This window comes from Leptospira licerasiae serovar Varillal str. VAR 010, assembly GCF_000244755.1.
Lineage (GTDB): Bacteria > Spirochaetota > Leptospiria > Leptospirales > Leptospiraceae > Leptospira_B > Leptospira_B licerasiae.
Map to the genome: position 1 here is coordinate 286,283 of NZ_AHOO02000013.1, position 13,035 is coordinate 299,317.

Consider the following 13,035-nt stretch of genomic DNA (forward strand, 5'->3'; position numbering starts at 1 on the left):
CCGAGGTGGAAACCTCGGCTTTTAACTTTTCCGAAAGGAAAGAGAGGCATTACATCATGCCGCCCATTCCTCCCATACCGCCCATTCCACCCATAGGAGGCATTCCGCCACCGTCTTTTTCAGGTTTGTCGGTGATTGTAACTTCTGTAGTTAACAACATTGATCCGATAGAAGCAGCGTTTTGGAGTGCGGAACGAACTACTTTCGCAGGGTCTACGACTCCAGCTTGAAGAAGGTCTTCCCAAACCATAGTAAGAGCGTTAAAACCTTCGTTTCCTTTTTTACCTTTTGCTTGCTCTACGATCACGGATCCTTCCAGACCTGCGTTAGAAGTGATCATACGGATCGGTTCTTCTAATGCGCGGAAGATGATCTTTGCTCCAGTAGCCTCGTCGCCTTCTAATTTAAGAGCGGCAACTGCTTCTTGTGCTTTTAAAAGAGTTAATCCACCACCAGGAACGATCCCTTCTTCTACTGCTGCGCGAGTAGCCGAAAGTGCGTCTTCCACACGGTGTTTTTTCTCTTTCATTTCTACTTCTGTAGCTGCACCAACATGGATCACTGCAACACCGCCGGCAAGTTTCGCCAAACGTTCCTGCAATTTTTCACGATCGTACTCGGAAGTAGTATCTTCGATCTGTTTTTTGATCTGACCTACGCGGCCTTGGATATCTTTAGAAGCACCTTGTCCTTCGATGATGGTGGTGTTTTCTTTATCCACGGTAACTTTTTTAGCGCGTCCCAGTTGTTGAACTGTTGCGTTTTCCAGTTTCATTCCTAGGTCTTCCGAAATCACTTGTCCGCCAGTAAGGATCGCGATATCTTCTAACATCGCTTTACGACGATCTCCGAAACCAGGAGCTTTAACAGCCACGCAAGAGATTGTTTTACGAAGAGTGTTTACTACGATAGTAGCAAGAGCTTCTCCTTCAACTTCTTCCGCGATAATAACTAAAGGTCTTCCTGCTTGAGCAACTTTTTCCAATACAGGAAGAAGGTCTCTCATAGAAGAGATCTTTTTGTCGTAAATTAGGATATAAGGATCACTTAAAGTAGCGATCATTGCTTCCGGATCCGTTACCATATACGGAGAAACGTATCCACGGTCGAATTGCATACCTTCTACCACGTCTAAAGTGGTTTCGATTGATTTTGCTTCTTCAACAGTGATAACTCCGTCTTTTCCGACTTTGTCCATAGCATCTGCGATCAGATTCCCTATATCCTTGTCGTTGTTTGCAGAGATAGTTGCAACGTTAGCGATGTCTTTTTTGTTTTCGATCTTAACGGAACGTTTTTTGATACTTTCAACTGCTGCATTAACCGCTTTATCGATACCGTGTTTAAGTGCCATTGGGTTAGCACCGGCAGTAACGTTTTTCAATCCTTCGTTAACGATTGATTGAGCGAGAATAGTAGCAGTGGTAGTTCCGTCTCCGGCAACATCATTTGTTTTTGTGGAAACTTCTTTTACCATCTGAGCGCCCATGTTCTCGATGGAATCTTCTAGTTCGATTTCTTTTGCTACGGTAACTCCGTCCTTAGTGATGGTTGGAGATCCGAATTTTTTGTCGATTACTACGTTTCTTCCCTTAGGACCAAGGGTAACTTTTACAGCGTTTGCAAGTTTGTTAACGCCTTCTAAAAGTTTGCGTCTAGCTGTTTCATCATACTCGATAATTTTTGCCATTTTAATTTCCTCGGCCTATTACTTTTTCACGATGGCAAGAATGTCGCTTTCGCGAATGATCAGGTATTCTTTGCCGTCAGATTTAATTTCAGTTCCGGAATATTTGCCGTATAGAACGACATCACCAGCTTTAACTTCTAAAGGAACAAGCTTCCCGTCTTCATAACGTCCGCTTCCTACCTCTACAACTTTTCCCTCTTGCGGCTTTTCTTTCGCAGTATCAGGAACGAAGATGCTGCCGATTTTTTCTTCGGCGTCTTGTTTAGGTTCAACCAGAACACGGTCGCCCAGTGGTTTAATCGCCATGACTTTCTCCTTTCAGTCTCTTTAGCACTTGTAATAAATGAGTGCTTGAATATAAATTCCAGGAAATCCGAAAGACGGGTGAGCGGTCAAGCACTTTAAGCTTAAGAGTGCTAAAATATTGCCCAAATTCCTTTTAAACCCTCAAATTTTTCATTTCCCGTTTTTTAGAGAGAAGAGTCTAAGGGGGACTGGGCGGCTCCTCGGACCGGGCTTACTCCGGGTTCGCGCATTCGCGCTCATCCAGGCTTCGCCTGGACTAAAGCCCTTCGTATCCCTGCCGCGTTAGCTACCAAGAAATAGACACGCAGAGACGCGAAGCCGCAGAGGAGTTTCATAAAGACCTTCGCGACTTTACGCCTCTGCGTGATAAAAAGAAAAAAAGGATATTATCATTTGTTCTCAGAGAAAAACTTAATCAGAGTGCGAGAAGGCAATAAAAAGCCTGTCTTGGAAGAAGGAGAATATATCCTTTATTGGATCCGAGCGAATCGAAGGTTGGCTTGGAATCACTCTCTTGATTACTCGATTCATTTGGCGAAAAAGTTCAAAAAACCTTTGGTCCTATTCGAATCCGTCATGATGGATTATGAATGGAGTTCCCCTAGGCTCCATCAATTTCTTTTAGAGGGAATTTGTGATACAGCCGAAGATGCTTCTCGTGTCGGCTTTACTTATTGGCCTTTTGTGGAAACGAAAGAGCATTCACTTTCCGAGATCGTTCCGGGTATTTTAAAAAAAGCCTCAGTGGTGATTACGGATGATTTTCCTTGTTTTTTCCTGCCGGAACATGCGGAGAAGATCGCAGAGATTCTAGATTGTAAACTTCTGCTCGTAGATTCCAATTCGATCACACCTCTTGCTTCTTACGAAAAGTCCTTCGGTTATGCTAGAGTCCTTCGCCCTAAACTACATGATAGATTTGTGGAATCTTATATGCATAGATCCGAGCGGAAACCGAGTCCGAAAAGAATTCCAAGTTCGGATACTTTAAAAAAACCGGATTTTCTATTTTCAGGGAAGAAGGAGGAAATCCCTTCCTATTTACAAAAAATGAATTCTCAATTCCCGAATGTGCTTCCTGTTCCCGGAAAGATTGGAGGAAGAAAAGAAGGGTTGGACCTACTTAAAAAATTCCTAAAGGAAGGTCTTCCGTATTATTCGGAAGAAAGAAGCGAACCAAGGCCGCCTGAAAAGACCAAATCCTCATATCTATCCCCCTATTTACATTTTGGAATGATCTCCGTGGAGGAGATCGTAACTGCAGTACTGGAAGCAGATCCTAAGGTCAATTGGACACCGGATACTTTAAATCATTCTTATAGAGGAAAGAATGAAGGTTTCTTTCATCCGAACCCGAATATAAACTCATTTTTGGACGAACTTTTAACCTGGAGAGAACTGGGTTATCTTTTATTCTATAAGGAACCGAGCTTTAGAAAGGATCTCTCTATTCTTCCCGATTGGGCTAAGCTATCCTTAAAGGTGCATAGCGTAGATAAGAGAGAATACATATATACCAAGGAACAATTTGAGAACGCAATGACTCACGATCCTATTTGGAACGCTGCTCAGAAAGAATTAGTTCTCACCGGGACCATCCAAAATTATCTCAGAATGCTTTGGGGAAAGAAAGTAATCGAATGGTCTTCTTCGCCGGAAGAGGCATTTCGTACATTAGAAGATTTGAATCATAAATATGCGTATGATGGTAGAGATCCGAATTCATACACCGGCATTCTATGGTGTTTTGGAGCATTCGACCGGCCTTGGGCACCGGAAAGAGCGGTATTCGGGAATATCCGTTATATGTCATCGGATTCTACTTCTAAAAAGTTCAAATTAAAACCGTATTTGGAATATATCCAATCTCTGGAGGGATTGTCGGAATTCCGACTTTTTAAATAACGGTCGTTATTATAAGCGAAAGAGAAGTTGTTGCGAATTCTTTTTCCCTGCCGTATCATGTAGTTCCGGAGGGACAAAGATGACCGAAAATAAAAAATACGAAACCCTGCAGGAATTCTGGCCATTTTATCTAAGAGAACATTCGAACAAAATGAATCGGGTATTCCATTTTATAGGAACCACATGTGCCCTTGTGTTTATAGTTTCTGCAATCTTCTATTTAAACGCTTGGTACTTATTGGGAGCGTTGTTTAGCGGATACCTGTTCGCATGGATCGGGCATTTTTTCTTAGAAAAAAACCGTCCTGCTACTTTTATATATCCGTTCAAATCCTTTGTAAGCGATTGGAGAATGTATTTTTATACGATCACCGGTCAATTAGGTAAGGAACTCGAAAAGGCAGGAGTGAAGTAACTTCCTTGAGTTGCGAAGTCGCAGGGTTTTTCTTTAAGATTTACCGTTATCTGCGATTTCGCGACTAGTACCTCGTTTTAGTGTTATTCATCTATTACCGAAGCATAATAAATTTAATCGCAACTATCTAAAATCCTTAAGCTCCGACAGCTACTACAGTCACCGGTTTTTCTTTTCCTTTTACTTGTACTGGAGGAAGAGTTTCTCCTATAAAGTTCGCCCCCGCTAGTTTCCAGGTTTCTTCGGAGACCAATAGTTCTTTTCCGAAGTTTTTAGTAAGAGATTCTATTCTGGAAGCAGTGTTGACTGCGTCTCCGATTACGGTGAATTCTGCTCTTCTGCTTGTTTCAATATTTCCGGAGAAAACTTCTCCCGTATGGATCCCGATCCCGATCCTTACAGGTTCCAGTCCTTTGGCTTCTCTGTTCTTATTAAATTCTCCTAATTTTTCCAACATCCTCTGTCCGCATTGTAACGCACGGATTGCATCCGAGGCAGGATCGGCAGAAGGATAGGGAGTTCCGAATGTTGCCATGACTGCGTCGCCTATATATTTGTCCAGGGTCCCGCCGAATTCGAAAACACAATCGGTTAATGTTTCTCTAATGGAAGAAAGAAATCTACTTAGTTCGAGAGGATCCATATTTTCCGAAAGAGCAGTGAAGTTGCGGATATCGGTGAATAATATTGTGGCGGTTTGTCTTCTTCCTTCCAAGACGTCTGGATTAGTCATCATTTCCTCAACCATTCCGGGAGAGAAGTAACGAGATAGTAGTGATCTTTGTGCTTCTCCTTCTCCGATTCGTCTTATCATGATCAGAGTCCTCAAGATCCCGAAAGCGAAAAAGAATGCCAGGATCAGATAGACCATAGGCCTTCCGAATAATGCATCCGTGAAAAGAACGTTCGGACCCATTACATAGTCTCCCCAATCTTTTGCGAATACCATCTTATCATACAATAACGCATAGGAAAAGATCCCGAAATAGACCATGTAAAATAGGATAACGCTTAAGACCACGTATCTTAATCTGAACTGGATCAATGAAAACGCGAGAGGGAAGAGCAGAAAGTTCATGATTGGATTTTTGATAGCAAATCCTAGATCGAACGAATTTTGGTGAAGAGTATAATATAATAACAAAGAACTGATCACAAAAAAGTCCGCTACCAAAGCAAGATAAGAAAATCCTTTGATCGCCCAATGAGTGCAGGTGCGTATTACGTAAGAGTGTCCAATTGTGACTGCAGTGAAAAGTGTAAACGCGATCCCGTTTATGATTGCGTCTCCGGTTTTCCAATTTAAGGCCAACTGGGCCGCAAAAAATAGAAGAAGCAAATATCGAAAGGCATTGGACACATAGGCGCCTATGATCTCTTCGTTTTCCAAAACTTTACGGACCGAATCGTCCATTTTATTGCGATCCGTTATTTCCAGAATATTACAAAGAAACTTAGGTAGATAATCTTTGATAGGCATAGCTCCCCAAAATACTCCTTTCCATTTTTGATTCAATCGTTTCTTATTGTTTTCGACTGAATCGGATAACAAAAGGAATGTTATAATTCCTAAATAAAAATCCGAATCGGTGGAACTTTTATACAAAACCAAGATCGGGTCAACCCTTGGATAGAACAGGATAGAAGAATGAACCATAGAGTTGCAATCATTGCAGGCGGAACGGGACTTGTTGGCGGAGAGCTTGTGCAGGAATTATTAATAGATCCATCTTGGGATAAGGTTTACCTTTTGGTTCGCAAACCTCTGGGATGGACCCATTCCAAATTGGAATTGATCCTTACAGATTGGGAAAAACTTCCTGAGTTTCCTCAAGGTATTACGGATGCATTTTGCACTTTAGGAACTACGATCGGCAAGGCAGGCTCTAAAGAGAATTTTAAAAAAGTGGATTTCGAATATCCATTAAGCTTTGCAAAAGCCGCAAGGGAGAAGGGCGTAAAATCTTTCTTCATAGTGACTGCACTCGGAGCGGATACGAATTCATTCGTATTTTATAACCAAGTTAAAGGAGAAGTAGAAGAGGAAATTTCAAAACTCGGTTTTGAAACTTTCGGGATTTTCAGACCTTCTCTTTTAGAAGGAGATCGAAAAGAATTCAGGTTGGGGGAGAAGATCGGATCAAAACTTGCCTTTTTGATCAATCCTCTGCTTTTAGGTCCTCTCAAAAAATACAGATCTATTCATGCAAAGACGGTAGCCAAGTCCATGTTGAACCTGGCTTGGTCCGGCAAAAAAGGAAAGCAGATCATAGAATCGGATCAGATACAGATATTGGGATCTTCTTCCGCAAGAGCGAATTTGGATTCTATTTAGCAGCTTCCTGCCTCTGTGCGCAAAAAACTGAGGCTTTCCTTCCTTTTGTGCCGAGAAGCCGAAATTAAACCAACACTGCTTCTTTTTTATTTTGGATGCGGATTTTATTATATTCTAAGAAAGCCGAGCTATCCAGATTATAAGAATGAACCAGAGTTTCTCTTTGGGCCTTCGCTTCTCCGTCTAACTTTTTCAGGCCTCTTTCTAAGATCACTCCTATGATAACTCTTGTTGCGGATTCCACTAGTTCGAACGCAACCTCGTCTTTGGATGTTCCATTCTCTAAAGAAGTATAAATTGTATGGGATTCTTCCAGTTTTTTACGGTTTTCGATCAGTTCTCTGGAGGCGGAGATATTAGATATTTCCTCGTCCAGATATTGTCTTAAGATCCCTTTTGCGCCAAGTCCGGTGACAATTCCACCGATTGCCGCTACTACCTGCAATTGTGTGGTCCCTTCATAAATATTGGTGATCCGTACATCCCTATAGATCCTGGAAATATCGTAATCGTAGGTATATCCCGCTCCTCCGTGGATTTGGAGTGCGTCGAATGCGATCTTATTTGCCTGTTCCGTAATATAATATTTAGATAATGGAGTGAATAGATTGGCGAGTTTCTCCCATTTTTTGATACTTTCTTCCTTTTTGATCTCCCTTTCGTCTACACCGGACTCTTTCATTTTTTCCGATTTCCAATGATAAAGGTCTATAGATCTGGAAGCTTCCTGGAGAATGGAACGCATTGCTAGGATCTCTCTGTCCATTAGATCCAACATTTTTTTCACCGCAGGTATATTTTTGATCTTCTTACCGAATTGTTCTCTTTCATCCGCGTATTTTTTGGCTTCATAATAAGCGGCCGCTCCGATCCCCATTGCTTGCCCTGCGATGGAAAGTCTTGCGCCGTTCATCATTGCCATGGAATATTTTACGAGTCCGTAACCTTCTTCTCCGATCAATATACCTGGGGTGTTTTCGTAGACTACTTCACAAGTCGGAGAACAATGTAGTCCCATTTTCTTTTCAATTCCGGCGATCTCCACATCTTCACTTTTGACGATGAAGAAGGAGAGTCCTCTTGCACCGCTTGTCGGACTTCCGGTTCTTGCCAATGTAAGAATAATGGAAGGTTTATCATTGAAGCCGCAACCGTGAGTGATGAATCTTTTCGCTCCGGTGATCCTCCAGATCCCGTCTTCTCCTTTGATCGCTTTTGTTTGCAGGTTTGGGAGATCTGATCCGTAATTCGGCTCCGTGAGCGCCATTGCTCCGCAAAGTTCTCCGGCCGCCATTTTAGGCACATAGGATTCTACCATTTCTTTAGAACCGAATCTTTCAATAGTCTCTGCAAGGTTCATACATCCTAAAGCGATCGCAACCGATCCATCCGCTCTGGAAAATATTTCCATAAGCATTGCCTGTACGGTGCAAGGTAATCCTAAACCCCCATGTTTACGTCCGATCGAATAAGGAAGAATTCCGGCTTCTTTGACCTGATTGACTGCGTTTATCATTTCCTTAGGGAAACGAACTTTACCTTTTTCGTATATTAGACCTTCTGAATCCATTTTCTGAGCGAAAGGAGCGATCTCTTTTCCTGCGATCTCACCCGCAGACTCTAGTACGGATCTGTAAAATTCGACTGCTTCTTCTTTACTTCCCGGAGCTAACGCGAATTCTTCCTTTCCGGTCTTTTCATATTCTTTTTTGTCTAAAAAACCTTGTTCGAATGCTTCTACTATCTCTTCCCAATCTATTAAGGATTCGAAATATTGTTTTAAGTCTTCGTTCTCTAAGAAGTAATTATTTTCGAGCATAGATATTCTCCGGATATAAATGAACTTTTGTTCAGTGTGATTGCGTTTCTTAAGAGACCCTTATTATTCGGATTTGATATGGAAAGGGAAAAATTCTAGGACGGAATATTTTTTAAAAGTCAGGATTCTTTTTGAACAGTATTAGGTTTCGCGAAGAGGCCACGGAGTTCGAAGAGTTAGAAGGAATGGGGAGATTATTCACGCAGAGTCGCAAAGCCGCAGAGAGGGTTGGATAATAGTTTTTGATGGCTTGAGGATTTAGTTAGTCTGAGGATTGATAAAGAAATTGGAAATTGAGTATTTGGAATGTGAAAAAAACTCCGCGCCCCTGCGTCTCGGCGAGCGTAATTGCAGCTAATCGAATGTATAAAAAAAGCCGCCGGTTTTACCCGACGGCTTTCGGCTTTAAGCAAAGCGGGAAAAAAGAAGGATTACTTCTTGTCTCCAGCAACTGCAGCTTTCAATTTTTCTTCTGCATCAACAGCTAATTTTTGCAATTCAGCTGGGTTTGCGTGAAGAATAGGAGAAAGACCTGGAACACCTGGAGGGCCAAGAACTCCAACAGTAGCTACGAAAGAACCTTTAACTTCGCCTACTTTGTAAGTAGTGAAGGTAATTCTGTATAAACCGCGAACTAAAAGTTTTTTAGTGTCGATGTTTTTCAGTTCGTCCAAGCTTTTTGGAATATTAGGAATTTGGATACGAAGTAAAGAGTTGTACTTGTTGTGACGCTCTTCATTGTAAGTATCGTCTCCATCATCATTGTCGCCAAGATTTTGAAGAGCTTTTCCTTTAGCTGCTCCTTCGATTTGGTTCGGCATAATAGCTGCTAAGCGCTCTACGCGAATCCAAGTATCGAACCAGTTCGGCATGCTTTTTTCTTCTGGAGTTGCAGCTTTGAAAGCCTCGCTCACGAAGTCGCCGCTAGATGGCTCACCGATTTCTCCGGTAGGGGAAATTAAGCGAACACCTAGTTCAACGATAGCTGCTGGAACCCAAATATAAAGGAAATATGATTTCTTTCCGTTTACTACTGCGTCAGCGGCTTGTCCTGGTTTGATGTATCCCCAATAGTTCACAGTTTCAGAATAAGGTGCGAAAAGCTTCTTAACTCCTACTCCTGGAATGTCTTGCTCTCCGACCGAGAAATTACTTTGTAGGCCGGGGAGTCCACCGATACATGCAGCAAAGCTGACCATTATAGCGGTGGAGATTATAAGGATCGAAGATTTTTTCATTCGAGAGATCTCCTTGGTATGGATTGCTCAAGATAGAGAAGAGATTCCTTTTTGTAAATCTAATTAATAAATTTTTGTTTCCTACGACTCTTTTGCGGTGCAAAAATTTTACAAAGAGGTAATTTTACCTCCGGCAGGGATCATATAACAAGTTCCATTTGGAGAGTAAAAAAATTTCCAGGTCTCCGAATATAGGAAACGTTTCAATGAGGGAATGATGGATAGGTTAGTTTAGTTTTTGAAAAGCCAGGACCAAAACCATTCCCAAAGATCCAATAACCAGGCAAATAATCTACCAAGGATCCCAGTATGGGAATATCTTCTTAATAGCTTTTGGGCCCTTTCTTGTTCTTCCGGGGTAAACGGTAGCCGTACATTGTTTTCTTCGGCTTCGATCAGAACTCTTTCTTTTTTACTTCGTACATCTACGATTCGGACATCAACATATTCCCAGCCCAGAAGTTTTACACATTCCAGGCGTCTTTCGCCAGAGACTAATTTATTGTCCAGGTCGATAATGATCGGATGCAAAAGCCCTAAGTTTTGTATGGAAGATTTTAGACCTTGTAAGTCGCCTAAATCTTTACGAATGCGGTTCTTTACCTTAATATCGGAGACCCGAATTTTCATCTAAGAAATGCTTTTTTCACCGTATAATTCCTACAAATCAATTTCAGAAGTTTTGACTAAATTTCCGTAAGAAGCCTCCTTGGATTGGAAAAGGTTGGGTCGGATTCACTTGACAGTGACGACTTGCATAGGTTTATAGTTTTAGGCGGGGAAGATTCTCCCCTTCGAAATAATTTTAACAGGAATTACAATCGAATGTCCCTTCAAGACTTCATCTTTACCTCGGAATCCGTATCGGAAGGACATCCGGACAAGGTTTGCGATCAAATTTCCGACGCAATTCTGGACGCTTATTTAGCACAGGATCCAAAATCTAGGGTAGCCTGCGAGTCCCTGGTAACTACTAATTTAGTGGTTATCGCAGGAGAAGTTACCAGCAAAGGAAAAATCGACGCTGCCGAGATCGCAAGAAACGTAATCAAAGAGATCGGTTATAACGATATTTCTCTAGGATTTGATGCAGAGTTCGCGGTAGTTTCCTCTCATATTCACGCCCAAAGTCCTGACATTTCTCAAGGTGTTACCGAGGGAGAAGGTCTTTTTAAAGAGCAAGGAGCCGGCGACCAAGGTTTGATGTTCGGGTTTGCTATCGACGAGACTCCTGAACTAATGCCTATGCCTATCTACTATTCTCACGAGTTAGTCAAACATCTGGCTGGATTACGTCATACCGGTAAATTGAATTGGTTACGTCCTGATGCTAAGTCTCAGGTAACTGTTGAATACAAAAATGGAAAACCTACTCGTGTGGATACCGTGGTAATTTCCACCCAGCATACTCCAGAAGTTTCCCATAAACAGATTGAGGAATCCGTAATTGAAGAATGTATTAAGAAGGTAATCCCGGCTAACTTCTTGAAAGACACGAAATATTTTATCAACCCAACCGGACAGTTCATCATTGGCGGGCCTCACGGGGATACAGGTCTAACCGGGCGTAAGATTATCGTGGATACTTACGGCGGCTACGGAAGACATGGTGGTGGAGCATTCTCCGGAAAAGATCCATCCAAAGTGGACCGTTCCGCAGCTTATATGGGTAGATATATCGCGAAAAACGTGGTAGCAGCCGGACTTGCTTCTCAATGCGAGGTGCAGTTGGCATATGCGATCGGAGTGGCAGAACCTGTTTCGGTTCACGTGGACACTTTCGGAACAGGTAAACTTTCCGAAGAAGAGATCGTAAAAAGAATTAGAGCTAACTTCAAACTGACTCCAAGAGGGATCACCGAGTCCTTACAATTATTGGAGAAAGGAAGAAAATACAGGGAAACCGCAGCTTACGGACATTTCGGAAGAAGTGGAGAAACATTTACCTGGGAAAGAACCGATAAAGCAGGAGCATTGAAAGGTTAATGGGAGCAGTATCCGCATCTAGCGCAGACCAAAAAGCAACCAGAGACGGTTACGGAGACGCATTGCACGAATTAGGTGCTGGACGTCCCGATATCGTAGTACTAGACGCGGATCTTTCCGGTTCTACTAAGACCAATAAATTCGCGAAAGCATTTCCGGATCGTTTTTTCAACGTAGGAGTTGCGGAGCAGAATTTAGTGGGCCATGCAGCCGGACTCGCTCTTTCAGGTTACGTTCCGTTCGCTTCTTCTTTCGCGATGTTTTTATCCGGAAGAGCTTGGGAAGTGGTGCGAAATAGTGTAGTTTATCCTTTCTTAAATGTGAAATTAGTAGCTTCTCACGGCGGGATTACGGTGGGCGAGGACGGAGCTTCTCACCAATGTATCGAGGATTTTGCCACTATGAGGGCCATTCCTGAAATGGTGGTGATCTGTCCTTCCGATTATAATGAAACTAAACAGATCATTCATGCAATTGCAGATTATAAAGGACCGGTTTATGTAAGAGTTGGCCGTCCAAATCTTCCGTTGATCGAAAGAGAAAATTATAAATTCGAGATCGGAAAAGCGGAAGTGATGAGAGAAGGTAAAGACGTTCTTATCATCGCAAATGGAGTTCTGGTAAACGAGGCTATGATCGCAGTAAAAGAACTGGAAGCAGAAGGCATCCAGGCTACTCTTTTGAACATGGCAACGATCAAGCCAATCGATAAAGAAGCTATATTAAAATATGCTAAACTTTGCGGTGCAGTTGTCACTTGTGAAGAGCATAACGTGATCGGAGGATTAGGTTCCGCAGTCAGCGAATTTTTATCCGAAGAACATCCGGTTAGAGTTCTGAAATTAGGAATGAAGGATACTTTCGGAAAATCCGGTACTTGGTCGGGACTTCTGGATTATTTCGGACTCAGATCCAAAAACATAGTGGAATTAGCGAAAAAAGCAGTCCAATCCAAATAGTCCCGCGCCACCTCGAGGTATATTCGGTTTTTCTTGTCATGCCTAGCTCACCCTCAATAGAAGAAACCACCACAGAAGAGCCGGTGCAGATCGGAGGTCCCTGGAGAGTGGTTTTGTGGGATGATAACGAGCATACCTACGAATACGTGATCATGATGCTCATGGATGTTTGTAAGATGACTCCTGAGCAAGCGTTTAGTCACGCTGTAGAAGTAGACGCCCAAAAAAAGACTGTAGTGTTTGCAGGGGAATTAGAACACGCAGAACATATCCAAGACTTAATCCTGAATTACGGACCGGATCCTTTGCTGCCCGCATCCAAAGGCTCTATGAGCGCCACTTTAGAAGGGTGAGACATAGCCCACGCGAAGTCGCTAAGACT

The 13,035-nt window shown here is 42.5% G+C and carries 12 protein-coding genes; 6 read left to right on the forward strand and 6 right to left on the reverse strand.

From position 1 onward, the window contains the following. Positions 1 to 49: 49 nt before the first annotated feature. Positions 50 to 1,690 (reverse strand): chaperonin GroEL, encoded by a 1,641-nt coding sequence (gene groL / locus LEP1GSC185_RS17230; protein ID WP_008592473.1) that lies wholly within the window; start codon positions 1,688 to 1,690, stop codon positions 50 to 52. Positions 1,691 to 1,708: 18 nt separating this feature from the next. Then, positions 1,709 to 1,996 (reverse strand): co-chaperone GroES, encoded by a 288-nt coding sequence (gene groES, locus LEP1GSC185_RS17235; RefSeq protein ID WP_008592978.1) that lies wholly within the window; start codon positions 1,994 to 1,996, stop codon positions 1,709 to 1,711. Positions 1,997 to 2,389: 393 nt separating this feature from the next. Here groES and LEP1GSC185_RS17240 point away from each other — a divergent pair, with 393 nt between their 5' ends. After that, positions 2,390 to 3,901: a cryptochrome/DNA photolyase family protein gene (locus LEP1GSC185_RS17240; RefSeq protein ID WP_008592870.1), complete on the forward strand. Its 1,512-nt coding sequence runs from the start codon at positions 2,390 to 2,392 to the stop codon at positions 3,899 to 3,901. 79 nt (positions 3,902 to 3,980) lie between these two features. Then, positions 3,981 to 4,316 carry an Mpo1-like protein gene (locus LEP1GSC185_RS17245; RefSeq protein ID WP_008592340.1) on the forward strand — a complete coding sequence of 112 codons (336 nt, stop codon included), beginning with the start codon at positions 3,981 to 3,983 and terminating at the stop codon, positions 4,314 to 4,316. Positions 4,317 to 4,452: 136 nt separating this feature from the next. Here the strand turns inward: LEP1GSC185_RS17245 and LEP1GSC185_RS17250 are convergent, their stop codons facing one another. Next, positions 4,453 to 5,973 (reverse strand): adenylate/guanylate cyclase domain-containing protein, encoded by a 1,521-nt coding sequence (locus tag LEP1GSC185_RS17250; RefSeq protein WP_008592663.1) that lies wholly within the window; start codon positions 5,971 to 5,973, stop codon positions 4,453 to 4,455. On the opposite strand from LEP1GSC185_RS17250, the gene LEP1GSC185_RS17255 reads away from it, so the two are divergent. Continuing rightward, a complete protein-coding gene (locus LEP1GSC185_RS17255) occupies positions 5,965 to 6,651 on the forward strand; it encodes an oxidoreductase (protein WP_008592517.1) in 687 nt (228 codons plus the stop codon). The genes LEP1GSC185_RS17250 and LEP1GSC185_RS17255 overlap by 9 nt on opposite strands. A 64-nt stretch (positions 6,652 to 6,715) precedes the next feature. On the opposite strand, the gene LEP1GSC185_RS17260 is transcribed toward LEP1GSC185_RS17255, so the two are convergent. From LEP1GSC185_RS17260 to LEP1GSC185_RS17270, 3 genes are all read right to left on the reverse strand, one after another. Continuing rightward, a complete protein-coding gene (locus LEP1GSC185_RS17260; RefSeq protein WP_008592415.1) occupies positions 6,716 to 8,470 on the reverse strand; it encodes an acyl-CoA dehydrogenase family protein in 1,755 nt (584 codons plus the stop codon). 431 nt (positions 8,471 to 8,901) lie between these two features. Further along, positions 8,902 to 9,708 carry a major surface lipoprotein LipL32 gene (lipL32, locus tag LEP1GSC185_RS17265; RefSeq protein ID WP_008592267.1) on the reverse strand — a complete coding sequence of 269 codons (807 nt, stop codon included), beginning with the start codon at positions 9,706 to 9,708 and terminating at the stop codon, positions 8,902 to 8,904. Between the two features lie 231 nt (positions 9,709 to 9,939). Further along, positions 9,940 to 10,338: a ParB N-terminal domain-containing protein gene (locus tag LEP1GSC185_RS17270; RefSeq protein WP_008592847.1), complete on the reverse strand. Its 399-nt coding sequence runs from the start codon at positions 10,336 to 10,338 to the stop codon at positions 9,940 to 9,942. A gap of 195 nt (positions 10,339 to 10,533) precedes the next feature. On the opposite strand from LEP1GSC185_RS17270, the gene metK reads away from it, so the two are divergent. From metK to LEP1GSC185_RS17285, 3 genes are read left to right on the forward strand one after another with little or no spacing between them, the layout of a single operon-like run. After that, positions 10,534 to 11,694 carry a methionine adenosyltransferase gene (gene metK / locus LEP1GSC185_RS17275; protein WP_008593000.1) on the forward strand — a complete coding sequence of 387 codons (1,161 nt, stop codon included), beginning with the start codon at positions 10,534 to 10,536 and terminating at the stop codon, positions 11,692 to 11,694. Continuing rightward, entirely contained in the window at positions 11,694 to 12,653 is a 960-nt protein-coding gene (locus tag LEP1GSC185_RS17280) for a transketolase family protein (protein WP_008592971.1), read from the forward strand. Before metK ends, LEP1GSC185_RS17280 begins: the two co-directional genes overlap by 1 nt. A 38-nt stretch (positions 12,654 to 12,691) precedes the next feature. Next, entirely contained in the window at positions 12,692 to 13,006 is a 315-nt protein-coding gene (locus LEP1GSC185_RS17285) for an ATP-dependent Clp protease adaptor ClpS (RefSeq protein ID WP_008597187.1), read from the forward strand. The last annotated feature ends 29 nt before the right edge of the window (positions 13,007 to 13,035 follow it).